The sequence below is a fragment of the Stenotrophomonas sp. Steno-Z4 genome, from assembly GCF_056393145.1.
In genome coordinates, this window is record NZ_JBWJPC010000010.1 from 40,445 (window position 1) to 65,945 (window position 25,501).

19 protein-coding genes are annotated in these 25,501 nt (G+C 66.9%); 7 read left to right on the plus strand and 12 right to left on the minus strand.

Going from position 1 to position 25,501, the window contains the following annotated elements; translation table 11 throughout:
* Positions 1-123: 123 nt before the first annotated feature.
* Positions 124-969, plus strand: a complete 846-nt coding sequence (locus AC06E7_RS18325) for an endonuclease/exonuclease/phosphatase family protein (RefSeq protein ID WP_478065550.1) — start codon at positions 124-126, stop codon at positions 967-969.
* Between the two features lie 56 nt (positions 970-1,025).
* Here the strand turns inward: AC06E7_RS18325 and AC06E7_RS18330 are convergent, their stop codons facing one another.
* Complete coding sequence (locus tag AC06E7_RS18330; protein WP_093532582.1) at positions 1,026-1,637, minus strand: superoxide dismutase; 612 nt, start codon at positions 1,635-1,637, stop codon at positions 1,026-1,028.
* A 151-nt stretch (positions 1,638-1,788) separates the two neighbouring features.
* Between AC06E7_RS18330 and AC06E7_RS18335 the strand changes: the two genes are divergently transcribed.
* Positions 1,789-2,268, plus strand: coding sequence for a guanyl-specific ribonuclease (locus tag AC06E7_RS18335; RefSeq protein ID WP_478065551.1), 480 nt, complete (start codon positions 1,789-1,791; stop codon positions 2,266-2,268).
* Positions 2,265-2,702, plus strand: a complete 438-nt coding sequence (locus tag AC06E7_RS18340) for a barstar family protein (RefSeq protein ID WP_478065553.1) — start codon at positions 2,265-2,267, stop codon at positions 2,700-2,702. The genes AC06E7_RS18335 and AC06E7_RS18340 overlap by 4 nt, the downstream gene beginning before the upstream one ends.
* A gap of 62 nt (positions 2,703-2,764) precedes the next feature.
* On the opposite strand, the gene AC06E7_RS18345 is transcribed toward AC06E7_RS18340, so the two are convergent.
* Complete coding sequence (locus tag AC06E7_RS18345) at positions 2,765-4,534, minus strand: hypothetical protein (RefSeq protein ID WP_478065554.1); 1,770 nt, start codon at positions 4,532-4,534, stop codon at positions 2,765-2,767.
* A gap of 9 nt (positions 4,535-4,543) precedes the next feature.
* The gene (locus tag AC06E7_RS18350; protein WP_068853063.1) at positions 4,544-5,143 is read right to left on the minus strand and encodes an NfuA family Fe-S biogenesis protein; all 600 of its coding nucleotides are present in this window, start codon (positions 5,141-5,143) and stop codon (positions 4,544-4,546) included.
* Between the two features lie 91 nt (positions 5,144-5,234).
* Here AC06E7_RS18350 and AC06E7_RS18355 point away from each other — a divergent pair, with 91 nt between their 5' ends.
* From AC06E7_RS18355 to zupT, 3 genes are read left to right on the plus strand one after another with little or no spacing between them, the layout of a single operon-like run.
* Positions 5,235-5,576 (plus strand): 4a-hydroxytetrahydrobiopterin dehydratase, encoded by a 342-nt coding sequence (locus AC06E7_RS18355; RefSeq protein ID WP_068854702.1) that lies wholly within the window; start codon positions 5,235-5,237, stop codon positions 5,574-5,576.
* Positions 5,577-5,581: 5 nt separating this feature from the next.
* Positions 5,582-5,998, plus strand: coding sequence for an energy transducer TonB (locus tag AC06E7_RS18360; RefSeq protein WP_478065556.1), 417 nt, complete (start codon positions 5,582-5,584; stop codon positions 5,996-5,998).
* Between the two features lie 19 nt (positions 5,999-6,017).
* Positions 6,018-6,827, plus strand: coding sequence for a zinc transporter ZupT (gene zupT, locus AC06E7_RS18365; RefSeq protein WP_068853069.1), 810 nt, complete (start codon positions 6,018-6,020; stop codon positions 6,825-6,827).
* A gap of 519 nt (positions 6,828-7,346) precedes the next feature.
* Here zupT and AC06E7_RS18370 read toward each other — a convergent pair.
* On the minus strand, positions 7,347-8,324 hold the full coding sequence (locus AC06E7_RS18370) for an RluA family pseudouridine synthase (protein WP_184126631.1): 978 nt from the start codon (positions 8,322-8,324) through the stop codon (positions 7,347-7,349).
* 404 nt (positions 8,325-8,728) lie between these two features.
* On the opposite strand from AC06E7_RS18370, the gene rne reads away from it, so the two are divergent.
* Positions 8,729-12,193 (plus strand): ribonuclease E, encoded by a 3,465-nt coding sequence (rne, locus tag AC06E7_RS18375; protein ID WP_478065557.1) that lies wholly within the window; start codon positions 8,729-8,731, stop codon positions 12,191-12,193.
* A 100-nt stretch (positions 12,194-12,293) separates the two neighbouring features.
* Here the strand turns inward: rne and AC06E7_RS18380 are convergent, their stop codons facing one another.
* The 8 genes from AC06E7_RS18380 to AC06E7_RS18415 form a co-directional block, all read right to left on the minus strand.
* Positions 12,294-13,109 (minus strand): endonuclease/exonuclease/phosphatase family protein, encoded by an 816-nt coding sequence (locus AC06E7_RS18380; protein WP_478065571.1) that lies wholly within the window; start codon positions 13,107-13,109, stop codon positions 12,294-12,296.
* Positions 13,110-13,132: 23 nt separating this feature from the next.
* Complete coding sequence (locus tag AC06E7_RS18385) at positions 13,133-16,267, minus strand: discoidin domain-containing protein (RefSeq protein WP_478065558.1); 3,135 nt, start codon at positions 16,265-16,267, stop codon at positions 13,133-13,135.
* 47 nt (positions 16,268-16,314) lie between these two features.
* Positions 16,315-17,151 (minus strand): carbohydrate ABC transporter permease, encoded by an 837-nt coding sequence (locus AC06E7_RS18390; RefSeq protein ID WP_068853078.1) that lies wholly within the window; start codon positions 17,149-17,151, stop codon positions 16,315-16,317.
* Positions 17,148-18,029: a carbohydrate ABC transporter permease gene (locus AC06E7_RS18395; protein WP_068853081.1), complete on the minus strand. Its 882-nt coding sequence runs from the start codon at positions 18,027-18,029 to the stop codon at positions 17,148-17,150. Before AC06E7_RS18395 ends, AC06E7_RS18390 begins: the two co-directional genes overlap by 4 nt.
* Positions 18,026-19,321 carry a sugar ABC transporter substrate-binding protein gene (locus AC06E7_RS18400; protein ID WP_478065572.1) on the minus strand — a complete coding sequence of 432 codons (1,296 nt, stop codon included), beginning with the start codon at positions 19,319-19,321 and terminating at the stop codon, positions 18,026-18,028. The genes AC06E7_RS18395 and AC06E7_RS18400 overlap by 4 nt, the downstream gene beginning before the upstream one ends.
* 27 nt (positions 19,322-19,348) lie before the next feature.
* Positions 19,349-20,962: a glucoamylase family protein gene (locus AC06E7_RS18405; protein ID WP_184126627.1), complete on the minus strand. Its 1,614-nt coding sequence runs from the start codon at positions 20,960-20,962 to the stop codon at positions 19,349-19,351.
* Between the two features lie 206 nt (positions 20,963-21,168).
* The gene (locus AC06E7_RS18410) at positions 21,169-24,228 is read right to left on the minus strand and encodes a TonB-dependent receptor (protein ID WP_068853090.1); all 3,060 of its coding nucleotides are present in this window, start codon (positions 24,226-24,228) and stop codon (positions 21,169-21,171) included.
* Positions 24,229-24,342: 114 nt separating this feature from the next.
* Complete coding sequence (locus AC06E7_RS18415; RefSeq protein WP_478065559.1) at positions 24,343-25,386, minus strand: LacI family DNA-binding transcriptional regulator; 1,044 nt, start codon at positions 25,384-25,386, stop codon at positions 24,343-24,345.
* Between the last annotated feature and the right edge of the window lie 115 nt (positions 25,387-25,501).

Here is a 25,501-nt window from a genome sequence, read left to right on the forward strand (position 1 = left end):
CGGAAGGGCCACGGCGGCGCACGTTGCGGCCGAACGTGACAACGCCGCCGCGCAATGGCAGGCATCTGAAAACCGTTGACGGAAGTCACGGCACGTCGACGGACCAAGCGTAAACTTATCGTTATGCGCCTCCTCCCCACGGTTGTCGCAGGACGCTGGCACGGCTGGTTCCTGCTCCTGTTGTTGACCACTCCCGCGCTCCCGGCCGCCGCCCGGCAGAGCGAGGCGCCGCCACGCCTGCTCAGGATCGCCACGCTGGAACTGCCGGCGGCCGACGAGGCCCAATGGGAGCAGCGCCGCGACCAGCTGCTGCAGGTGCTGGAAGGCCTGCAGCCGGACGTGATCGCCGTGCAGCGGGTGTTGCAGACCAAGGGCGGCAACCCCGCCTGCTGGCTGGCCACCCGGCTGCGCTACAGCTGCGACTTCGTCACCGCCGACCCGCCCAGCCAGCCGCTGCGCCACGGCAGTGCCATGCTCAGCCGGCTGCCGGTGGCCGAAGACGGGGTCACCCTGCTCCATCCGCCCGGCCGGTTCAGTGCGGCGGGCATGCTGCGGGTGAACCTGCAGGACGAGCAGATCAACATCTATGTCGCACGGCTGCGCCCGGACCCGGACGAAGCGCTGGTGCGAAAGCACCAGACCAGCGACCTGATGACCTGGATCGGTGCCACCTCGGACGGCCTGCCATCGTTGATTGCAGGCGACTTCTCGGCTGACACCGATGAACTGGTGCGCAGCTCGCCCGGCTTCCAGCCGGCGCGCAAGAATCCCGGCGAGCGCGTCGACCCGCCGTCGGCAGCCGGGATCGCGGGCGGCCATGGGCTGGATGTGCTGTTCCAGGTGAGCCACTTCGCCGGGCAAGGCCTGCAACCGCTGAAACTGCCCGCACTGGAAGGCACCGATATCGGCGCCCTGCGCCTGGGCATCATTGCCACCCTGAGGCTGCAGGGCGACGCCCAGGCCCGGTAAACGAAAAGGCCAGGCATTTCTGCCTGGCCTTTCCGGTATCCAGTTCAACGCTGGAATCAGGCGATGGCTTCCTGGTAACGACGCTCGACTTCCTTCCAGTCGACCACGTTGAAGAACGCGCCGATGTATTCCGGGCGACGGTTCTGGTACTTCAGGTAGTACGCGTGTTCCCACACGTCCAGGCCGAGGATCGGCGTGTTGCCTTCCATCAACGGGCTGTCCTGGTTGCCGGTGCTTTCCACTACCAGCTTCTTGTCCGGGGTCACGCTCAGCCACGCCCAGCCGCTGCCGAAACGGGTCAGCGCCGCCTTGGTGAAGGCTTCCTTGAACTTCTCGAAACCGCCCAGCTGGGCGTCGATGGCCTGGCCGACGTCGCCAGTCGGGTTACCGCCAGCGTTGGGCGCCATCACGGTCCAGAACAGGGTGTGGTTGGCGTGCCCGCCACCGTTGTTGCGCACCGGGCCCTGCAGGTTTTCCGGCAGCGACTTGAGCTTCTTGACCAGCTCCTCAACCGGCAGGTCGGCGTATTCGGTGCCTTCCAGTGCCGCGTTGACGTTGTTGATGTAGGTCTGGTGGTGCTTGGTGTGGTGGATTTCCATCGTGGCCGCATCAATGTGCGGCTCAAGCGCGTCGTAGGCGTAGGACAGCTTGGGGAGGGTGTAGGCCATGTGGTTCTCCTGGTAGCTCACTCGCCCGGCGAAGACCGGGCGTTGCGAAGTCGATGATGGGGATGGCCGCCAAGCTTACCAACCCCCACGTAAAGGAAACTTCGTTTGGCTACGCTACATTAACCCCGTCCCCCGCACACTCGATGTTCACATGCGCAAACCTCTACTGCTGCTCGTTGCCATTGTCCTGCTGGTGGGCGGTCTGTTCGCCATCAAGGAAGCCCAGCGCGCGCCCGCGCCCCAATTCGCGCCATCGCTGACCCAGCCAGGTGCCGATGCTGCGCCGATCGACAACGCCCCGGCCAATCCCGGCGCCGCCGCGCAGCGCACTCACGACCCACTGCCTGCCTTCCTGCCTGCAGAAGCGCGCCAGACCATCCTCCTGATCCAGCGCGGCGGTCCCTACCCGCACCGCCAGGACGGCGGCGTTTTCAGCAACCGCGAACAGCGCCTGCCGGATCGCCCGCGCGGTTATTACCGCGAGTACACGGTGGACACGCCGGGTGCCGGCAACCGCGGCGCACGCCGCATCGTGACCGGCGGCACTCCGCCGACCGGTTGGTTCTACACCGACGACCATTACGAAACCTTCCGCAGTTTCGAGGTCCCACCTGCCGGGAGCTGGCAATGAACCACGATGGATTCGAACTGGGTCTGGACGACATCAACAATGCGGGCGTGTATTCGGTCACCAACGCCGACATCGGCCCGCTGTCGGCCGCGATGCGCGATGCCGGCCTGCGCGTGGCCACGATCGACCTGGGCGGCTGCCGCGACAAGCGCACCCTGATCGCACGCGTTGCCGCGCAGCTGGATTTCCCACAGACGTTTGGTGGCAACTGGGACGCGCTGCTGGATTGCCTGCGCGACCTCGGGTGGATGAAGGCCAACGGCTACGCGTTGTTCTTCAGTGATGCGGACGAGTTGCGGGAAAACGCGGAGAAGGACTTCGACACGTTCCTGGATGTACTGGAGGACGCCAGCAAGACGTGGCTCGAACAGGACGTGCCGTTCTGGGCATTCGTCGCGCTGGAAGACGCAGGAAGCGAGGATTCGGAGGCGTAATCCCGCGTAGCGACACGCCATGCGTGTCCCACGGACGGCATGATCCCACGTGGCCCTTGCGGTCAACGGCTGCCGTTGTCGTCCTGTAGTTCCTTCTTGAACGGGATGTCCGGCGGCGGACGGGCCACCGCCGGCTGGTCCTGCATGTTGGGGTCGGACAGGCCGCAGCCGCCGCCGAACTGCAGGATCGAGACCACGCACGATATCTTCGAGCTGGTGCCCGGAATCGGAATCTCCACGGCCTTGATGCCCTTGCGCACCCATTCGGCCAGCAGCGATTCGTTCGGCGCCCAGTACTTGTCGAACGAGGTCGGCGTGTAGTCGTACGGCGGGCGCTTGAGCCACGTCCCGGACTGGGCAATCCGTTCGCGGCTCCAGCCATCGTTCTCGCCACCGGGGGCGCCGCGCTCGCTATCGCCGCTTCCCGCCTGCCCCGGCACGCGCACGCTGCCGTCGGCGTTGAACAGACCCTCGCCGGTACGCCCGGCGCCCTGGTTGGCCTGCGCGCCACTGCGCTCGCCGGCCCGGTTGCGGTCGGCAGCGCCCCAGTCATCGCCCCGTGCAGGCGTGGCCCAGTTGCCCGGCGTGGGCGACGGACGCGCGGCCGGCGCACGGGCCGGCGCGGCACTGGAGGCGGTGCTGCGGCTTGGGCTGGCCTGGCTGGCCGTACTCGCCCCTGGCGTGGGCGAAGGTGCGGACGCTGCCGGCGATGGGGTCGCTGCGGCCGGGGCCGGGCGCGGCGCGGCATTCGGCACCGCACGCTCACGCACCGCCACTTCCGGACTGCGCCCGGGCACGGTGATCTCGCGCTGCGGCACCGGCGCGACCGTGACCGACACTGACGGCGCCGGGGTCACTTCACGTTCGCGCACCTGCAGATCACGCTGCGGCACAGTGACCTCAACCCGCGGGCCCGGCACGGGCACCGGTGCGGTGGGCGCGGTGACCACGGTGACCTCGCGTTCGCGCACCGCCACGTCGCGCGGGCGCACCTGCGTTTCCACCGGGCGCACGGACGGGGTGATCGAAGGCGGCGTCGGTGCCTCCGCCACCTCCACGGTGCGTTCGCGCACCTGCGGCTCGGGCGCGTCGCGCGGAATCACCCGCACTTCGGTGCGCGGCACGCTGGTGGGCGGCACCACGAAATCGGTGGTGGCTTCGGCCACGTCGGTGGCCTGGATCGGCTGTTCGACAGCGGTGGGCGCAGGGGCTGGCGGTGTCGGCGCGGGTTCGGTACTGGCGGCCGGCGCCGGCGCCGATGCCGGCGGCTGCGGCGCGGCGGCTGCGGTCGAGCTCGCCGGTCGGGGCTGCGAGGCGGCGGCCGCAGCCTGGGCGCTAGCAGCAGCGGCGGCTGCCGCGCTGCCTGCAGCCGCCGGCTCGCCGCCACCACTTTCCTGGGGTGTTCCGCTGCCCAGGAATTCCACCTGGATGCGGCCGCCATCACCGCCCTGCTCCGGCTGCACCGGCGGGCGGATCAGCGCCACCCACAACAGCAGCAGCGCGAACATGACGTGCAGCAGCACGCTGATGACCGCCGAGGTCCAGCGCATCCAGCGCTGGTCGCGCGGGGCCGGGTCCCAGGTCTGCCAGAGCAGCCGTCGCAGCGACTGCACGAAGCCCAGCGCCGGCAGTCGGCCGGGCGAGCCCGGCAACGGCCGCTGGATCAGTTCGGCAATGACTTCGGTCGAGCGGAACGGACGCGGCAGCGGCGTCAGCGCGCGCAGCCACAGGCCCCACCCGTAGGGCAGGCCCGTGGTTTTTTCAACGATGCGTTTGTCCGGCTGGCGGGAAAGCAGCCAGTCGAGGATGTCGTCAGCCCGGCGCAGTGTCACGCAGGCCGGTCAGGCAGCCGTGCCGCGCGGAATATACGGCGCGTGACCGCTGTCGTGGTCGGTCGCGTCACGTACGGCGGTGATGCCGGGCACGCGGCCCATCAGGGTTTTCTCGATGCCCTGCTTGAGGGTGACGTCGGCCATGCCGCAGCCCTGGCAGCCACCGCCGAAGCGCAGCAGCACCACGCCATCGGCAGACACTTCCTGCACCGCGACCTTGCCGCCGTGCGAGGCCAGCTGCGGGTTGACTTCGTTTTCCACCACCCAGCGCACGCGTTCGACCAGCGAGGCCGAATCGGCCGGGGCTTCGCCCTTGATCTTCGGGGCCTTGATGGTGAGCTGCTGGCCGCCGGTGGCATTGGTGACGATGTCGATGTCGGCGCCGTCCATCCAGCCCACGCTGTCGGACGCCACGTACAGGGTGAAGCCGTCGCAGTCCACCGCCCACTCGTCGCCGAGCAGGTCGGCCGGTTCGGCGAACTCCAGCCGGGCATCGGCACGCGGGGTGCCGGCATCGACGGCGCTGAGGCGCACGCCCATGCCGGGCACGGCTTCGCGCTCGATGAGCTTGCGGAAATAGGTCTGGGCAGTGTCGGAGATCTGGATCATGCGGCTATTCTAGCGGCTTACATGTTATGCGCTCATTCGGTTTATACACTGTCCGGCGCATTGTTCAGGCATACACGAGGTGGAGGATTTCATGGCCGACCTGATTCCGCTGGCGCAGGCCCGTTGCGTACCGCGCAAGGGCAGCGACCACAAGCTGGGCGAAGCCCGCATAGCCGAGCTGCTGCCGCAGGTTCCCGGCTGGGAGCTGGCCGAACAGGGCCAGGCCCTGACCCGGACCTTCCGCTTCGCCGACTACTACAAGACCATGGCGTTCGTGAACGCCCTGGCCTGGGTGGCCCATGCCGAGGACCACCACCCGGACCTGGGGGTGCATTACGACCGCGCCGTGGTGCGCTTTTCCACCCACGACGTGGGCGGGTTGAGCGAGAACGACTTCATCTGTGCAGCCAAGGCTTCGGGCCTGACGGAGTGATTTTGATGAACATCCAGATACGCGTGGCGGTGACCGCAGCGGTGCTGATCCTTGCCGGGTGTGGCGGGTCGTCGGAGCCGGCCGCACCTGTGGCGGCGCCTACCGAGGTGGCTGCGGTGAAGACGCCGCCGCCGGTGTACCCGATCGAGCTGGCCTGCCAGGCCATTGGCGGCACCACCACGCTGAAGGTGGTGGTGGGGACCGACGGCAAGCCAGGCCAGGTGCAGCTGGTGAGCGGCAGCGGCAACGCGCAGCTTGATGAGCAGGCGCAGAAGGCGGTGGAAGGCTGGCAGTTCAAGGCGGCCACCCGCGCCGGCCAGGCGGTGCCCACCACCATCCAGGTGCCGGTGAGCTTCAACCCGCCGCAGCCCAAACCCGATGAGTGCTTCGCGGTGGAAGAACGCCTACGTCGCGGCGGCTGATCAAAGGACGCTGTGGCGCATGCCGGAAATCTCGAGTGAAAACGTATGGGTCGCCCTGCTGGTGACCCTGGCTGCCGGGCTGGCCACCGGCCTGGGCAGCCTGATGGTGTTGTTCTCGCGCCGCCCCAATCCCCGCCTGCTGGCCTTCGGCCTGGCCTTCGCCGGCGGCGCGATGGTGTTCGTGTCGCTGACCGAGATCCTGACCAAGGCGATCGATTCGTTCACCCTGGCGTATGACGCGCGCGTGGGCTATGCCTACGCCACGGCGGCGTTCCTGTGCGGGGTACTGCTGATCGTGCTGATCGATCACCTGATTCCGAACCCGCACGAAAGCCTGGACAAGCAGGACCCGATGTTCCGGGAGAACAACAAGGCCTACATCAAGCGGGTGGGCCTGCTGACCGCGGTGGCGATCACCGCGCACAACTTCCCGGAAGGCCTGGCCACGTTCTTCGCGACGCTGGAAAGCCCGTCGGTGGGGATGCCGCTGGCGTTCGCCATTGCCATCCACAACATCCCCGAGGGCATCGCGATCGCGGTGCCGGTGTATTTCGCCACCCAGAACAAGTTCTATGCGTTCGGCGCCAGCCTGCTGTCGGGCCTGGCCGAGCCGATCGGGGCGGCGATCGGGTACGTGCTGTTGTCCGGGGTGCTCAACCACGCCACGTTCGGCTGGGTATTCGGGCTGATTTCCGGGGTGATGGTGTTCCTGGCGCTGGATGAGCTGCTGCCCGCGGCCAAGCGATACGCCAAGGGCCATGAAACGGTGTACGGGCTGGTCGCCGGCATGGCCAGCCTGGCCATCAGCCTGGTGTTGTTCAAATGGTGATGTGCGTGCGGGCGTGGCGCAGATTGCGTGGGCCGGCCAACGGCCGGCGCTACCGGATACGGGTTGATTTGATTCCAATCCCGATGGGTCTGCGACGGTTACGGGGCCTCTGGTTGGTTGATCCCGATCTGTGGACGTTACGTAGCGGTTCGTAGCCCCGGCCGTTGGCCGGACACCGCGCGCAGCGCGGCCCAAGTCTCAGGAGGTGGCCGAATGCGGCCTCCCGATACTCCGTCCGGCGTTTAGACGATCCGAAGCGGTAGCGCCGGCCGTTGGCCGGCTGCTCTTCGTTCCGGGATCATGAACGCCTGACGGGCGGCTTCGGAACCTCTAAACGCCGGGTGGTGGCGGCAATCGTCGGGTCACCGTCTCCGGACGCTTGGGCCGCGCTGCGCGCGGTGTCCGGCCAACGGCCGGGGCTACGAATTCATATGGGCCCATTGGGATTGGGATCAATCAACCAACGGTCGACGACTTTTTTCCGGGCCCATCCGGGCCCGGATCAATCAACCGACAGCTTCACCCCAACCGGTTCAATGCCTCGGTCAGCTCCTCGGCCAATGGCGCATTGAGCAGGTAGGGGGTCTTGCCGGCGTCCAGCGAGAACTCCAGCGAGGCGGCGTGCAGGAACAGGCGTTTCAGGCCGATCTGGTCACGAAGCCGCTTGTTGACGTCCGGATCGCCGTATTTGTCGTCACCGGCCACCGGGTGCCCGAGGTGCTGGGCATGCACGCGGATCTGGTGGGTACGGCCGGTTTCGATCCGGACTTCGCAGAACGAATGGCCGCCCTTGCGCTCCAGCACGCTGAAGTGGCTGATGGACTCCTTGCCGATCGCATTGACCTGGACGTGGCGCTCGCCGCCCTGGCGCAGGCCTACGTGCAGCGGGGCGTCCACGGTCATGGTGCCGTCGGGCATGCGCCCCACCAGCAGGGTCAGGTAGCGCTTGCGGATGCCGGCGCCGTGGTCTTCCCGCAGCAGTGCCTGCAGCTCGCTCAGCGCCGAGCGCTTCTTGGCCACGATCAGCAGGCCCGAGGTGTCCCGGTCCAGCCGGTGCACCAGCTCCAGGGTCTTGCCGGGGCGAAGTGCGCGCAGGGTCTCGATGGCGCCGAAACTGATCCCGCTGCCGCCGTGGCTGGCCACGCCGGAGGGCTTGTTCAGGGCCAGAAGCCGCTCGTCTTCGTAGACGATGGCGTCTTCCAGCCGCTTCATGAACGCCGCCGGCGGGCCGGCCTTGTCTCCCTCCTCGGTGAGACGGACCGGTGGCACGCGCACTTCGTCGCCCTCCACCAGCTTGCGTTCGGCCTTGGCGCGGCCGCCGTTCACCCGGACCTGGCCGCTGCGCACGAGTTTGTAGACCAGACTGCGTGGCGCACCCTTCAGCTGGCCGAGCAGGAAGTTGTCCAGGCGTTGCCCGGCGCGGTCGGCCGGAACAGTCAGGAGACGGACGCTGGTCTTGCCTTCAGCGGGTTTGGGGGACGGCACGGTATCAGTCATTGGCCTTTTATTCTGTTACACTCGGCGGGCGAGATAAGGGATTGATTTCGTTGGAAGTTGCTCTGGGCCAGAAGCCCGACTTCCCTCGATTCCGGCACAGTGCGCAGCCACCGCCCCCGGGGCGGCCATGTTAGCGGCTCACCGGCAGTCCCGGCCATCGCCGGATGCCTGACACGCGTCTGCGCTGAAAAAATGTCCCTGTGGCGCTCCAGCCTGGCTGAAAGCTGCCTCCGGCCCGCAACACCCAAACCAAAACAAAATGAAGCGCTCCCGCGGCCTGCCGTGGTGTTGTAGCGCTGGAAACCCAAGCCGCCCTCCCCGCGCATGCGCGATGGGCGTGCAAGCGTGACCAGAAGCGAAACCCCATGGCGTTCCGCGCGGTAGCAGCGCGCGAGGAACGCAATATGAAGCGAATGCTGATCAACGCCACGCAGGCTGAAGAGCTGCGGGTAGCCATCGTGGATGGCCAGACGCTGTACGACATCGACATCGAACAGCCGTCCAAGGAACAGAAGAAGTCGAACATCTACAAAGGCCGCATCACGCGCCTTGAGCCGTCGCTGGAAGCGGCCTTCGTGGAATACGGTGGCGAACGCCACGGCTTCCTGCCGCTGAAGGAAATCTCCCGCGATTACTTCCAGGCCGGGGTCGACCACAACAAGGCCGGCATCCGCGAACTGCTGCGTGAAGGCCAGGAAGTGGTGGTCCAGGTCGACAAGGAAGAGCGTGGCAACAAGGGCGCCGCCCTGACCACGTTCATCTCCCTGGCCGGCCGCTACATGGTGCTGATGCCGAACTCGCCCACCGCCGGTGGCGTGTCGCGTCGCATCGAGGGCGAAGACCGCGCCGCGCTGAAGGAAGCGCTGGACAAGCTGAACATCCCCGACGACATGGGCGTGATCATCCGCACCGCCGGCGTCGGCCGCGATGCCGAAGAGCTGCAGTGGGACCTGGACTACCTGCTGCAGGTCTGGAAGTCGATCGCCGAAGCGGCGCTGACCAAGCCGGCCCCGTTCCTGATCTACCAGGAATCGCGCCTGATCGTGCGCGCCCTGCGCGACTACCTGCGCGCCGACGTGGGCGAGATCCTGGTCGATACCCAGGAGCTGTACGACACCGCCCGCGAATTCATGCAGCAGGTGATGCCGCAGACCCTGCGCAAACTCAAGCACTACACCGACGACATTCCGCTGTTCAACCGCTTCCAGATCGAATCGCAGATCGAAGGCGCCTATGAACGCAACGTGCGCCTGCCCTCGGGCGGCTCGATCGTGGTCGACCAGACCGAAGCGCTGACCGCCATCGACGTGAACTCCTCGCGCGCCACCAAGGGCAGTGACATCGAGGACACCGCGTTCCAGACCAACCTGGAAGCGGCCGAGGAAGTGGCCCGCCAGCTGCGCCTGCGCGACCTGGGCGGCCTGGTGGTGATCGACTTCATCGACATGTCCTCCAACAAGCACCAGCGTGAGGTCGAGAACCGCCTGCAGAACGCGCTCAAGTACGACCGTGCGCGCGTGCAGCTGGGCCGCATTTCGCGCTTCGGCCTGATGGAAATGAGCCGCCAGCGCCTGCGCCCGAGCCTGGGCGAATCCAGCCAGATCGTCTGCCCGCGTTGCGACGGCCATGGCCGCATGCGCTCGGTGGAATCGCTGTCGCTGTCGATCATCCGCGTCGCCGAAGAGCATGCGATGAAGGAAAACACCGGGCAGGTGCTGGTCCAGGCCCCGGTGGAGATCGCCAACTACCTGCTCAACGAAAAGCGCAGCGCCCTGCGCGAGATCGAACAGCGCCATGACGCGCCGATCGTGATCGTGGCCGACGAGCAGCTGCACACGCCGCATTACGAAGTGACCCGCCTGCGTGAAAACGAGCTGGGCGAAGAAAGCGGCAAGCCGAGCTACCAGCGTGGCACCCCGCGCAAGCTGCCGGTGCATGCCCTGACCAAGGCGCAGCTGAACATCCCGGTTGCCCCGGCGGTCACCAACGTCAAGCACAGCTCCCCGGCGCCGGTCCGCGAGGTTGCCGAACCGGTGGCTGCTGCCCCGGCCCCGGTCGCCCCGGCGCCGGTCGCTGCACCGGCCGCCACCGGCGTGGTTGGCTGGCTCAAGCGCATCTTTGGTGGCGAACCGGCTCCGGCCGCCGCCCCGCAGACCAACGCGCGCCCGGCCCAGGACGGCAACCGCAACGGCCGTAACAAGGACCGCAACGGCAAGGACCGCAACGGCCGCCGCGATGAGCGTGGCGAACGTGGCCAGGGTCAGGGTCAGGGCCAGCAGGGCCAGGGCCGTGGCAAGGACCGTCGCGACGACCGTGGCGAACGCGCCGGCAAGGGCGAGCGCCGCGATGACCGCCGCCAGGACGTGGCCGCACAGGCGTCCGCACCGGCCGCCGGCCAGGCCCAGCAGGGCAAGCCGCGCAACGAGCAGCAGCAGCCCAAGGCCCCGCGCAATGAGCAGCAGCAGCCGAAGCTGAACCAGAACCAGAAGCAGAAGCCGCCGCGCCAGCAGAACGAGGGCGACAAGCCCGCGCGTCAGCCGCAGGCCGATGCCGCCAAGCCGGTGCAGACCGGCGTGACCGCTGCCGATGCCGCGCTGGCTGCAGCCGCGGTGACCGTGGCCGATGCCGCCACCCCGGCGACCACGGCGCCGACCGCGGCCCCGGTGTCGAACAACGCACCGGCCGATGAGAACCAGGTGACCGCCGTTGCGGTGGATGGCGAAGCCAACGAGCACGGCGAAGCGCCGGGCGCCGGCGATGATGCCAGTGGCGAGGGCGCCTCGCGCCGTCGTCGTGGCCGTCGCGGTGGCCGCCGCCGTCGTCGTGGCAATGGCGAGCAGGCTGCAGGCAGCGATGGCCTGAACGATGACGGCGGTCTGGATGACGACGCCGACGGTGACGAGCAGGACGGCGACCAGGACGGTGACACCACCGCCCAGGCCGCCCGCCCCGCCGCCCGCAGCACCGGATCGAACCCGGAGTTCGATTTCGATGACGACGGCGCTGCCCCCGCTGCTCCGGCCGCACCGGTCCAGGCCCCGCGCCCGGCCCCGGTGGCTGCCGTGGCCGCCGCCGCGCCGCTGGCCGTGGTCAGCAGCCCGGTGGTGACCGCCGGTCACAGCGAGGCCGTCCCGGCCCCGAAGGCCGAGCCGGTGGCAGAGCGCACCCCGTCCTACACCGACCGCGTGCCGTTCGTGGAATCGCCGATGCCGGCCTCGGCACCGGTCGCCAAGGCGCCGGAGGCTGAGAAGCCGGTGGTGGCGGAAGCACCGAAGGCGGTTGAAGCCCCGGTCGCCCCGGTCGTGACCGAAGCGCCGAAGGCTGTTGAAGCCCCGGCTGTGACCGAAGTGCCGAAAGCGGTAGAAGCGCCGGTCGCAGCTGAAGCGCCGAAGGCTGTCGACGCTCCAGTCGTGACCGAAGCGCCGAAAGCAGTCGAAGCCCCGGTCGTGACCGAAGCGCCGAAGCCGATTGAAACGCCCGTCGTGACGCCGGCCCCGGTGACCCCGGCCCCGACCGCACCCGTCGCCGTCGAGACCCCGAAGGCCGCCGAAGCCAGCACCAGCGCGCCGGTTGTAGAGCACAAGGGCCCGACCGAAACCGGTCGTCCGGTGCAGACCAGCATGCTGGATGCAGTGGACGCCGTTCCAGCCGCGCCGGCTGCCCCGGCACCGGTGGCACGCGCGGAATCGGCAGCCGTTGCACCGGCGGTGCAGAACGGCCAGCTGTTCGGCAGCGCCGCCAGCGACGCCGCACCGACCGACGCCGCCGCCCAGGCCGCGCACGCCGAAGCCCGCGAAGACATCCCGACCGATGTCGCCAAGGCCGACGATGCCGACAAGCAGGACCCGGAAAAGACCGACAAGGCCTGATCCGGTCCAGCGGCAAGGTAAAGAAAGACAGCGGCCTTCGGGCCGCTGTCTTTTTTTGGATCCAGATCACGTAGCGCCACGCCCTGCGTGGCTGCCTGCCTCACGGCGCGAACTGCAGGCGGGTCCACACCCCGTAATGGTCCGACGCCCAGCGCCCTTCGGCGTAGGGCTGGTCGAACAGCAGCCGCGCTTCGCGGGCCAGCAGTTTGTCCTGCTGGAAAAAGATGTGGTCGATGCGCGAGGGCGCATCGTAGTAATGCCGGTTCAACGTGCTGATCTGCGCCAGCTCGTTGTTCACGTGCACGCTGCCGTAGCTGTCGCCATAACGCTGGCGCAGCGCACTCAGATCACTCGCATCCACCAGCGCATTGAAATCCCCCGCGATCACCACCGGCGCATCGCCCGACGTGGTCGCGATGAACGTCAACAGGTCGGCCACCTGCTCGGCACGGATGCGGCTGCCACGCTCATCCGAACGTTCGTTGAGATGGGTGGCATAGACATTCACTGGCTGCCCATCCACATCGATACGCAGGTGCGCCACGGTGCGGTAGTCGGTCAGCGGCGCCAGCAACCGTTCACCGCGCGCCAGCACCGGGCGCCGGGTCAGCAGCGCATTGCCGTAGCGCTTCAATCGCCCCGGCGGATCGGTGGACACGAACTGATAGTCATAGCCGAGCCTGCGCGCCAGCCAGGCGGCCTGGTTGCGCACATGCGGCTTCTGGATCACCTCCTGCAGCGCGATCGCATCGGGCTGCAGCGCCTGCAGCTCACGCAGGATCACCTGGCGCCGCTGCGGCCAGTCTTCCCGGTCGTGGTGCAGGTTGAAGGTCACCAGGCTCATGCCCTGCTCCACCGGCCCGGCCGCGCGCGCCGGCAATGCCGCCAGCGCAACGGCCAGCAGCACGCCAAGCATGCCGGGGCGCGCGACCGCGGCGGTCACGGCGACTTGCGTTCGGCGCGCCGCACCGAGGCCGGGATCTGCACTTCCACCTTGGCCGGCACCTGGGTGATGCGCAGCTCGCCGTTGAGCCACTGCGCCGGCTCGCCGTTGATGGTGGTATCCCCCGGTTCGCCACTGAACGGCCACGGCAGGATCACCCCGCCCTGCGGCACCAGCAGCCCGGACGCGACCTGCAGCGTGAGCTGCCGGTCGCTGCGGGCCAGTGTGTAGCTCAGTTGCCCATTCGGCGTGCGCAGCCCCTTCACCCCGACCCCCGCGCCGTCCAGCCAGCGGCTGGGCACGCCGGCGGCGAGCACCAGGCTGTCGTCCACGTCGCGGTTGTAGGCGAACATGTCCAGCGCCGAGCGCACGAAGTCCGAGGCCACCCACGCATGCGGCAGGTCGCCGACGAAGAACGGCTTGCGCGGCGTGTGCGAGACCACTTCGGCCCACTGGTTCCAGGCCTGCGGCGCGCGGTCCTTGAAGAAGAACTCGGTGGCCTGCCAGGCGCGGTCGCGCCAGCCCAGGCGCACGAACGCGGCCACGTTGCGCCACTCGTACGGGGTGTAGTCCTTCCACTCGCGCTTGCCGTCGCGGCGTTCCTCGAACTGCTTCCAGTAGCGCTCGAACGTGTTGTCCAGGTACGGCTGCGGCAGGCGGCCCTGTTCGCCGCCCGGGGCCAGCGCGATGGTGGTGGAGGTCGCGTCGAAATCGCCGAGCTCGGCCGAACCGGGCAGGAAATCGATCTTGTGCAGGGCCGTGGCCGCCAGCAGCGAGGCCTGCAGGTCGTCACGGAACTGGTCGCGCGACTCGGCGATCTGCATCGCCTCCATCCTGCCCAGGGTGGAGGCGATGATCGCCGCATCCTTGTAACCGCGCAGCGCCCAGAAGTTGTCCCAGTACGAATGCATGGGCTTGGCCGAATAGCCTTCGTGGCTGATCGACACCGGCATCATCCCGAAGAAGGCCGGGTTGCGCGCGCGGTTTTCCTCGGTGCGTTCGCTCAGGCGCAGCTGTTCCATGTACTGGTAGGCGCCCTGCACGTGCGGCCACATCAGTTCCAGGAAGGTGCTGTCACCGGTGTAGCGCCAGTACTCGGCGATGTTGAAGATCAGTTCGCCGTGGCTGTCGTTTTCCGGCACCGGGTCGGCGCCGCGCGGGTCGACGCAGCACGGCACCTTGCCGTTGTCGAACTGGTACGGCGCGTACCAGTTCACGTACTCACGCACCGCATCGCTGCGGCCCATGCGCAGCAGGCCTTCGGAAATCATCGCGCCATCGCGGATCCAGCTGCGCGAGTACGAGCGCGTGCCCGGCTGCAGGCTTGGCCCGATCCGGGAGATCAGCATGTGCGCCAGTGCGGTGCGCAGCGTATCGGCCAGCGGCTTGCCCGCCGCTGGCACCTGCAGCGCCACCTGGTCCAGCTTGGTGCGCCACATCGAGGCCACCTGCTGCTGGGCCTTGTTGGCGTCGAAGTCCTTCGGAGTGGTCCACGCGCCGGTCTGCGGCAGCACGATGGCCACCTCCCTGCTCTGCCCCGGCTCCAGCCGCCAGCGGTACAGCAGCGCGCCCGAGGCCAGCCCGGTGGCATCGCGCACTTCGGTGGCGGTGGGCAGATTGCCAGTGGCCAGGTGGGTAACCTCCAGCTTGCCGTCGAACGGGCTGGCGAACGCGGCGTCCGGCGTCTGCACCGGGTACACACGCGGCTTGCCGTTGACCTCGACCTGGCCCGGTTCGAACTCCAGCGTGTCGATCCGGCTCACGCCGCCCACGGTGTTGAGGAACTGCCGCGGCGGATTCACCTGCCACGGCCGCACGGCCAGGGCCAGGGTGTAGTCGTGCGCCACCTTGTCCGGGTTGTGCAGCGTGTAGCGGCCTACCAACTGCGCCTTGTCCGGGCTGCCCTGCACGAAGCCGGTCACCTTCAAGGCGGCCTTGGGGTGGGCCCAGTCGACGCTGGCAATGGGCAGGTAATCGTCCTGAAGCGACTGCTTTGCCTCCACATCGGCCCAGCTCAGCACCTTCTTGTCGACCACCACGAACGGCTCCACGCTGAAGCTGGCCTTGGCCACTTCCAATGCACCGTCTTCGCCGATCAGCGCCTGTTCGCGGCCGCCGTCCAGCCCGAGCAGGGTCCAGTACGGCTGTTCACCGCTGAAGCCGCGCGGCACGAAGCCACGGGTCAGGTCGGCGCCGACCGATTCAACGAACTCGTTCGGCGTAGCAGCGAAATCCAGCGGCTTGATCGCGATATCGCGGATGCCGTACCGCCAGCTGCTGCCGTGCTGCAGGTCGAAGCGCAGGTAGCGCGCCTCGGTATCGGGCAGTGCCACCCAGTCGCGCTCGCCGCCACCGCCGGCGGTGATCTCGCGCAGGGTGCGCCAGTCCCGGCCATCGGCCGAGGCACGCACCACGTAGCGGGTAGCTTCCAGGCCGGGCACCCACTGGATCACCGCACCGCCGAACTCGCGCACGTTGTGCAGGTCCAGGCTGATGGTCTGGTCGGGCACGCCACCGCTGATCCACACCGTGTCCGGCTTGCCATCGGCAATACGGCTCTGCAGCGCGGTGGCGGTATCGGCGATCACCGACGGCGCCAGCGCCGAGGTATCGGCCGGCGGCAGCGCCTGCAGGGTCAGCCGGTCGAAGCAGACCGTGCCGCGCCCGCCGACCTTGCTGTAGATGGTGAACTCCACTGCTGCGCTTTTACGCAGGGTCTTGTCCGGGTCCGGGCCCCAGGCCTTCTCGATCTGGCGCTGGCGGTACTGCACCGGCGTCCAGGTCTTGGGGAAGGCATAGCCGGGGCGGTTGACCCACCACACGTTGTCGCCGCTGGCATCGATCAGCTTGAACTGCAGGTCATTGCCAGGCGAATCGCCGCGCAGCTGGAAGCCGACCTGGTAGTTGTCCGGCCAGGTGACGGGCAACTCGCGGCGGATCGCCACGTAGCCGGATACCTCGTGGAAGTCGTAGTCCACGCACAGCGCGCGGCCGCCGTTGGCGCCGGCCACGCTGCGCAGCGAGCCGCTGACCTGGTCGGACACCACCAGCTTCCAGGGCGACATGTCGTCGAAGCTGTCCAGGACCTTGGGCGCCGCCGGCACTGCCGGGGGCGCGGCAGGCGCCGCCATCGACCACACCAGACCCAGACCCAGAACCCCCGCGACGACGGCACGCTTCACCCTTTCACACTCCCCAGCAGCAGACCCTGGATGTAGTAGCGCTGCAGCACCAGGAACAGTGCCAGCACCGGAACCACCGTGACCACCGCGCCGGCCATCATCATTTCAACGTCCATGATGTGTTCGCGCGACAACGTGGCCAGGGCAACCGGCAGAGTGTAGTGCTCCTGGTCGGTCAACACGATCAGCGGCCACATGAAATCGTTCCAGGCGCCCATGAAGGTGAAGATCGACAGGGTCACCAGCACCGGCTTGAGCATCGGCAGCACGATCTGGAAGAAGATGCGCAGCTCCCCTGCCCCGTCGATACGCGCCGCTTCCAGCAGCTCATCGGGAATCGAGCGCGCGTACTGGCGCACCAGGAAGATGCCGAACACGCTGGCCAGCGCCGGCACGATCACGCCGCCGAAGCTGTTGACCAGGCCCAGCTGTTTCATCAGCAGGAACAGCGGCAGCATGGCCACCTGCGCCGGGATCACCAGCGCGGCCAGCAGCACCTGGAAGATCCGCTCGCGGCCGACGAAGCGCAGCTTGGCGAACGCATACCCGGCCATGGTGTTGAGCAGCAGCGAGCCCAGCGTGATCGCCAGCGAGACGAACAGGCTGTTGACGAAGTTGTTGGCCATGCCGGTGCGGGCGAACAGCTCGTGGTAGTTGTTGGTGGTCACCGACGAGGGCAGCAGCGGCGGCGGGAAATGCGCCGCTTCGCCGGTCGGCATGAACGACACCGACAGCATCCACAGCAGCGGCGCCAGGCTGACCGCGGCCAGCACCAGCAACCCGCCGTTCACCCACCACGCATGCCAGCGCGACTGGCCAATCTCACGACTCATACCAACTGCCTCTTGCGGCCGAAACGCAGCATCAGGCTGGTTACCGCCAGGATGATCAGGAACAGCAGGAACGCCACGGCCGACGCACGGCCCAGGTTCCACCACTTGAAGCCTTCCTCGAACATGAAGTACAGCACGCTCACGGTGCTCTGCAGTGGGTCGCCGCGGGTCATCACGTAGGGTTCGGCGAACAGCTGGAAATAGCCGGACACGGTGATCACGCCCACTACCAGCAACACCGGGCCGAGCATCGGCAGGGTGATGTGCAGGAACTGCTTCCAGCGCGAGGCGCCATCGATCCGCGCGGCCTCGTACAGGTCATGCGGGATCGCCTGCAGGCCGGCCAGGAAGATCACCATGTTGTAGCCGAAGTTCTTCCACACCGCGAACAGCATGATGGTCGGCATCGCCCAGTTCGGGTCGCCCAGCCAGTCGATCGGGCTGATCCCCAGATGGCCAAGGCCGTAGTTCACCAGCCCGTAGCTGGTATGGAACAGGTAGCGCCAGATCACCGCCACCGCCACCAGCGTGGTTACCACCGGGGCGAACAGCGCGGTGCGGAACAGCGCCTTGAAGCGCGCGGCCGGGGCGTTGAGCAGCATCGCCGCGCCGAGCGACACGCCGATGGACATCGGCACGCCGACCACCACGAAGTACGTGGTGTTCCACAGCGACTTCCAGAACATCGGGGTCTGCAGCAGGTCGATGTAGTTGCCCAGGCCCACGAAGCGCAGGTTGCCGCCATCGGCGAGCGCGTACAGGTCGAAGTCGGTGATGCTCAGCGCCAGCGCCGAGAACACCGGCAGGCCGAAGAACACCCCGATCACCAGCAGCGAGGGGCCGGCGAAGATCCAGCCGGCAAGCGAGCGCTGCTTCATGGCAGCACCTCCGGCGCGGCGTCCTGTTCGGCCTGGGTACGCTGCTCATGCATCCAGCGGCGCTTGGCCAGGACCTTGTCCACGCGGTCATCCAATCGATTCACGGCTACATCCTGATCCAGCCCACCGCGTACCACCTGTTCGGTGACGATGCGCATTTCCTGCACGATACGTTCCCACTCCAGCACCTTCGGCGTCGGCCGCACCCGCTCGAGCTGATCGCGGAACGGCTGCGCCAGCGGGTCGTTGGCCAGCGAGGGGTGTTCCCAGGTGCTGCGCCGTGGCGGCAGGTCACCGATGATGGAATGGAAGCGCTGCTGGATGTCCGGACGCGACAGGAACTCGATCAGCTTCCACGACGCTTCCTTCTGCTGCGAGCCGCGGAAGATCACCAGGCTGGTACCGCCGGCAATGCCTGCGCCGGGGCCGTCCGGGCCCGGCAGTGCGGCGGTGCCCCACTTGCCTTCCAGTTCCTTCGGCTGCAGCTTCTTGAACTCGCGGATGTTCCAGGGGCCGGACAGGTAGAACACGTTGAAGCCCTTGAAGAACTCATCCCACACGTTGGAGATCTGGGTTTCGGACATGCGCGGGGCCCAGCCCTGGGCGAACATGTTCTCGTAGAACGCCAGCGTGCGGCGGAAGCCGGGGCTGCGGAAGTTGCCACGGGTGTCGTGGTCGCGCAGCAGCGGGTCGGGCTGCTGCAGGGCGAAGGACAGCTGCTGCTCGAACTCGTTGATCGGCATCAGCACCGCGTAGCGGTCCGGACCCTGCATCTTCTTGATCGCCGCCATCATGGTGTTCCACTCGTCCCAGGTGCGCGGCGGGTGGTCGAAGCCGGCCTTGGCCAGCAGGTCCTTGCGGTAGTACAGCAGGCGCGTATCGACGTACCACGGCACCCCGACCAGCTCGCCGTTGATGACGTTGGTATCCCAGATGCCCTGGAAGTAATCGGCCGGGTCGACCACCCTGGATTGGGCCACGAACGGCGCCAATGGGGTCAGCGTGTTGAGTTCGGCGAACTCGGGAATCCAGGTGTTGCCCAGCTGGCACACGTCCGGCAGGCCATCGGCGGCGAAAGCGGTGAGCAGCTTCTCATGCGCGGCCGTCCACGGGATGTTCTGCACATCGACGTGGATGCCGGGATTGTCGGCTTCGAATTCGCGGATCAGTTCGCTGACCACTTCCGCTTCGCGGCCCATGGCCCAGAAACGCACGGTCACCCCTTCCGGTTCCTTCCGGCAGGCACTCAACAACAGGCTGCCGGCAACCAGCAGCAGAACACTCACCCACAGCTTGGGGCGCGACGACAATGGCACTGCTTACTTCCCCTGGGGCTGGTTGCGGTTCGAATTGGAATTGTTCTTCTGCTCCTGCGCGGCGGCCGCGCGGGATTCGGCGATGCCCATCGAGCGGGCCGAGGCGGCCTTCTCGTCTTTCTCCAGCGCCATCGGCTGGTCTTCGCCTTCCGGGGTGAGCCAGCCGCCGGTGAAACCGGCGCGCTCCAGGCCGCGACGGATGTGCGGGTTGTTCTTCATCGTGTCCCACACGAAATCGTTGCGGTAGTTGGCGATCATGGTCAGGATCGGGCCCTGGTCGATGCCGATGTAATCACTGGCCACCCAGCCACGGTCCGGCACGATGCGCCCGGTCTTGAGCGGAATGTCGAAATTGAAGCTGGGGTTGAACGAATCCAGGAAGCCGTAGCTGGAATACAGGTAATCGCCGTAGCGCTTGTGCATTTCCAGCGTGGCCGGGATCACTTCTTCCGGCGCGAACACCACCGAGGAGATCGCCGCCGTCGGGGCGATGGTGCCGTCGTCGAAGTTCTCGCGCAGGCCGGCGCCGCGCGAGGAATAGTGGCGGAACTGGCGCTGCTCGCCGCGGAATTCCTGCGTGGTGTTCTGCGGGCCGTCGCTGGCGGTCAAACCCCACACATTTTCGCCGTACTCCTTCCACTGCGCCGGGTTGGCGATGGCGTACTCGCGCTGCGCCAGCGCGGCCGAGCGGCTGTTGAGGAAGTAGGTGCTGCCGCGTTCGCGCATGTACGCGTCCTGGATGTCGCGGAAGTCGATCCAGACGTGGGTGTACTGGTGGCCGAACAGCGGGCCGAAGGACAGGTATTCCTGGCCCTGGAACACGCCCCAGTCGTTGTCGTAGGTGCGCGTCCACACCGTCCACGCATCCGGGCTCACCGGGTGGGTGGGCGAACCCAGCGCGAGGATGTAGACCATCATCGCCTCGTTGTAGCCCATCCAGTCGTGGTCGATGAAGCCGCTTTCGGGGAACCAGCCCATCGAGATCAGCGGGGCGCGCTGCTGCAGCCACGGCCAGTCCACGCGCTTGTACAGCGTATCGGCGATGGCGCGGATTTCTTTTTCGCGCGAATCGTCGCCGGTGTAGTACGACTGCGCGAACAGCACGCCCATCATCAGCAATGCGGTGTCCACGCTGGACAGTTCCACCCAGCTGTCATAGCGGTGGCCCTGCTGCATGTCCAGGAAGTGGTAGTAGAAACCCTTGTAGCCGCCCTTGCCGGTGCGCTGCGGGCCCATCGGCATGTCGCGGAAGAACTTCAGCGTGGTCAGCGTGCGGTCCACCGCCTGGGTACGGCTGACCCAGCCGTTTTCCACGCCGATCGGGTACGCGGTCAGCGCGTAGCCCACCGAGGCGATGCTGGCAAACGGGCGCGACGGATAGCGGTCCGGGCTGAGCCCGTTGATTTCATTGGTGGTGTCCCAGAAGAACTGGAACGTGCGGCGTTCGATATCGTCGAACAGCGGGGGCAGTTCTGGTTTCATCGGGCGCGGGGGAACGTCGGCCTCTACGAGGATGACCGGCGGCTTGGGTTTGGCTGGCGTTTCCTGCGCCTGCGGCTTGCAGCCGACCACGGCTGCCGCCAGTACTGCCAGTGCCAATACGCGGGGTACCTTCATCGTGCCAACCCTCCGGAATCTTCGAATTTCAGGCCAGCATAGCTGGCCTTGGGGTGAAATCGTTTACAGCTTGGGTTCATTAAAAGCCGGTTCTCCCCAGACCGCGAGGACACGCATGGCGTGTCTCTACGGCTGGGGGACCGGCCTGCGGCGTAGTGACACGCCATGCGTGTCAAAACGCCATGGGTGTCACCACATTCCCCTCATCAGAAGCGGAAGCCCACTTCTGCCTTCACCTGGCGCGGCGTACCGACGATATCGCCGGTCTCGTTGTAGCTGGCCAGCAGCTTGCCGTTGGACTTGGTGTAGTTGTAGTTGGAGAAGTTGTCGAAGTTGAACACGTTGATGATGTCGATACGCGCGTACAGCTCGGTGTCGCCCGGCATCTTGAACGTCTTCGTGGCCTGCAGGTCGACCGAGCGGTAGCCCCAGATCTTGCCACCGACCAGGAAGCGACCGTTGCCGTCCGGCACCGCGGCGCCGGGGGTCGGCAGATCGAAGCCGCTGGACTGTGCCACCGGGTACCAGTCGTTCACCGCGGTGGGGGTCGCCAGGGTGATCTTGCCACCGAAGGTGATGTCCCAGAAGCCGGCATACGAACCGGTCAGCACGATGCGATGGCGCGGTGCACCGTTGGAACGGATGGTCGGGTAATCGGTGATCAGGCCGCGGTCAAAGGCGTAATGCTCGTTGATGTCGCGGTTGTGGCGCGCGGTCGTCCAGGTGTAGGCGATCGAGGTGCCCCAGCCGCTTTCCTTGGTGAACGGCTTCTGTGCCGACAGCAGCACCTGGGTGGCACGGGTCTTGATGCCCTGCTGGCCGATGATCAGGCTGCCGAAGCCCGGGATGTTGCAGCTCCACGCCTGGCTCAGGCCCGGCGAGGTGCCACCGCACAGGCGCGGGTCATCGAAGAACTGGCCGGTCGGGTAACGGTTGCCCAGGGTGAAGGCGAAGCCGTCATAGGTCAGCGTGCGCGCGACGGTGGCGTCGGTCAGCCAGTCGCCGATCTGGTTGGACATGCCCAGGCTGAACTGGTCGGCGTACGGTGCCTTCAGGTTGTTGTTGAGCAGGTCCACTTCCAGGCCGGCATTGCTGGTCGAACCGACCAGGGCCTGCAGGTTCTGGATGCCGTTGAGCAGGTTCGGATCCCAGTCGTAGCACGCGGCCTGGCCGTTGAGGCAGGCGCCGGTGGCCGGGTTGCGGAAGTAGATGGTCGGCTGCGGCAGCGCCAGCTTGGTGGTTTCCAGCTGCAGGTAGTCGAACAGGTCGCGGTCGTAGGAACGGCCGGCGCCACCGTGGATCACGTGCTGCTCGTCGGCGTTGAGGTCATACGAGAAGCCCAGTCGCGGCTGCCAGGCATTCTTGAACGCCTTGCGGTTGCGGCCGTTGCTGATGTAGTCGTTGATGTTCAGCCCGCTCGCGGCGAGCGAGTCGGCATAGGTCTGGCCGGCCGGACCGCGCGGATCCTGGCTGTAGATGGCCGCCACCACTTCCGGCGGGGTCACGAAGTCCAGGTAGCTCGGGTTCTTCTCATAATCCCAGCGCAGGCCCAGGTTCAGCTGCAGGTGGTCGTTGACCTGCCAGTCGTCCTGGATGAACAGACCGATCTGCTTCACCTTGGAACGCACTTCACCGGTCACGCCGGTGACGCCGGTGACCGGCTTCACGAACTGCGCCTTGTACGGGATGTCCGACGGGAAGTCTGCATCACCCAGGGTATAGGTGAACTGCGGGTTGATCTCCTGCGCATCCGATGCGTACAGGTCGATTTCCTTGTACTTGGCGCCCATCTTGATGGTGTGGTCGCCCGCCCATTCGATGCCGTCCAGGGTCAGGTTGTCTTCGATCGACCAGCCCTTCTGGCCCTTCACCTGCGAATCCAGCGCCGAGGCGCCGCCGATCTGCACCAGGGTGCGGTCGTCGGTGCCATCCGGTGCGGTGTACACGTAACCGTTGCCGATGGTCAGCGGCACCGGGTTGTTGAACGAATCTTCGTGGGTGAGCATCAGTTCGTTGTAGAACCGCTCACCGCTGTGGTTCCAGCGCAGCGCGTAGCGACGGTCGGTGTTCTCGGTTTCCTTGCCGTGCGACGGCGCGGTCTGCCCACTGAACTGCTGCTGGGTTTCGTCGCGGTCCTGGAAGGTCAGCTCGATGCGGTCGTTGTCGGTCGGCTCCACGTCGATCTTGGCGAAGATCAGGTCCTGCTGGAACGGCTGGCTGGCCGGGCCCAGCTGGGCGGCGGCATCGGCCGGCAGCAGGCCGACACGGTTGGTCACCGAGCCTTCCGGGGCGATGGTCACCGGCAGGTCGAAGCGCTTGGCTTCGTAGGTCACGAAGAAGTGGGCCTTGTCCTGCACGATCGGGCCGCCCAGGGCGAAGCCGTATTCCTTTTCGGCCGAGACTTCCTTGGTCTTGCCTTCCTGGCGCTCGGCCGGGGTCTTGGCGCGCATGTCTTCGTCGGTGTAGCGGTAGAACGCCTCACCCTTGAATTCATTGGTACCGGACTTGGTCGCGGCGGTCACCGCCGCGCTGGAGACCTGGCCGTATTCGGCCTTGTAGTTGCCGCTGATGACCTTGTATTCGCCGATGGCCAGCTGCGGGAACGGGTTGCCGGCGCTGCCGGACTGGCCGGCCACGCCGCCGCCCTTGACGTAGCTCTTCTGGCCCACGCCGTCGATGTAGACGTTGGTGCCGTCGGCATTGGTGGCACCGCCGCGCAGCGAGGTGTTGCCCTTCGCATCACGGGTGAAGATCATGCCCGGCACCGCGTCGGCGAATTCCAGGAAGTTGCGCGACACCTGCGGGGTGGTCTGGATCTGCTGCAGGCTGACCGTCTTGCCCACTTCGGAAGTACGCACTTCCTGCAGCAGGGTCGGGGCGACCACGTTGACGGTGTCGAGGTTGGTCGCGTTGGCGGTGCTGCCATTGGCCGGAGCGCCGCTGAAGTTCAGCGTCGCGGTCGAGGCCACGGTCACGGTGACCTTCTGGGTCTGGCCGTTGGCCACCACGTCATAGGTGCCCGGGTCCAGGCCCATCAGCGAATAGGTGCCATCGGCACGGGTGGTGGCGCGGCGCACGCTGCCGCTGGCCACGTTGGTGGCGGTGACTTCGGTACCGGCCTCGGCCTGGGCGACCTGGCCACGCAGCGAAGAGGTGGCCGACTGGGCCATCAGGGAAGGTGCGGCGCCCAGCAACAGGCAGCTGACCAGTGCGCTCGACAGCAGGCGGCGGGCCGGCATGCGGGTGCGGTGATTGGAATACGTCATGTAAATCTCCGGGTGGTGGAAGCCGTCGTTGCGGCCGCCTGTCTTTTTTTTGGATTGCGTGAAATACCGATACAGCGTTCAGCGGCCCAACAAGTCACGACCAACGGTCGTGACCTACCGCGTTCCGCCTTTCGGCGGAACGCTTGAATCACGCACGATCAGGCGCGGTACAAGTGTCTGCTTGTCACCGGCCGTTTCCGTGTTGTTGCCATCCATCAACTGCAACAGACGCGTCGCCGCCTTATCGCCAAGCTCGGCGATACTCACCTGCATCGTCGTCAACGAAGGGTGAACGAAACGCGCCAGCGGGATGTCATCGAAGCCTGCCAATGCCACGTCGGCCGGCACGCGCACGCCGGCCTGCGCGAACGCGTACAGGCAACCGAGCGCCATCATGTCGTTGGCTGCGAATACCGCATCGGGCAATGCACCGGCGGCCAGCAGCTCCTGCCCGGCGCGGTGGCCGGAGGCTTCATCGAAGTCGCCGGGCAGCTCGATGCCCTCGGCGGCACCGCCGAACGCGGCCAGCGCATCGCGGAACCCCCGCAGGCGTTCGCGCGCATCGAAGTTCAGCGCGGGGCCGCCGATGAACGCGATACGGCGGTGGCCGGCCTCGAGCAGGTGCGCGGTCATCGCCATCGCACCGGCATGGTCATCGATGCTCAGCACCGGGTGATCCTGCTCGGGCAGGTACGTGTTGATCAGCACCGTGGGCAGCGCCTGGGGCAGGTTGTCGGTCAGAAAGCCGGGGCTCTCCGCATACGGGGACAGCACCAGCAGCCCGTCAACCCGGCCGCGCATGGCCCGCAGGGCCGCGCCCTGCTGCTCTTGGTCGCCGTGGTAGCTGGACACCAGCAGGTGCTGGCGGCGCGCGCGGGCCACGTTGTCGATGCCGCGCATCAGCTCGGAGAAGAATTCGCCATACAGGTCCGGCAGCACCACGCCAATGGTATTGGTGCGCCGGCTGCTCAGGCTGCGGGCCGCCGCGTGCGGGGTGTAGCGCAGGCGCGCCGCCACCTCCAGCACCAGCTTGCGCACCGGTTCGGCGACGTTTTCATGGCCATTGAGCGCACGCGAAACCGTCGCCACAGAGACGCGGGCTTCGCGGGCTACATCTTTGATTGTGATAGCTGCCTTGTTCACTTCGCCGCCCTCCACGGCTTAGAGATCTGGGCTTGGCGCGGAATGTAAGCGTTTTCAATCCCGGATGTAAACACTACGTTAGGCAAATGTCGCACGGCGGTAACCTCGGGGTGTCTTGGAGAGGTCGCCC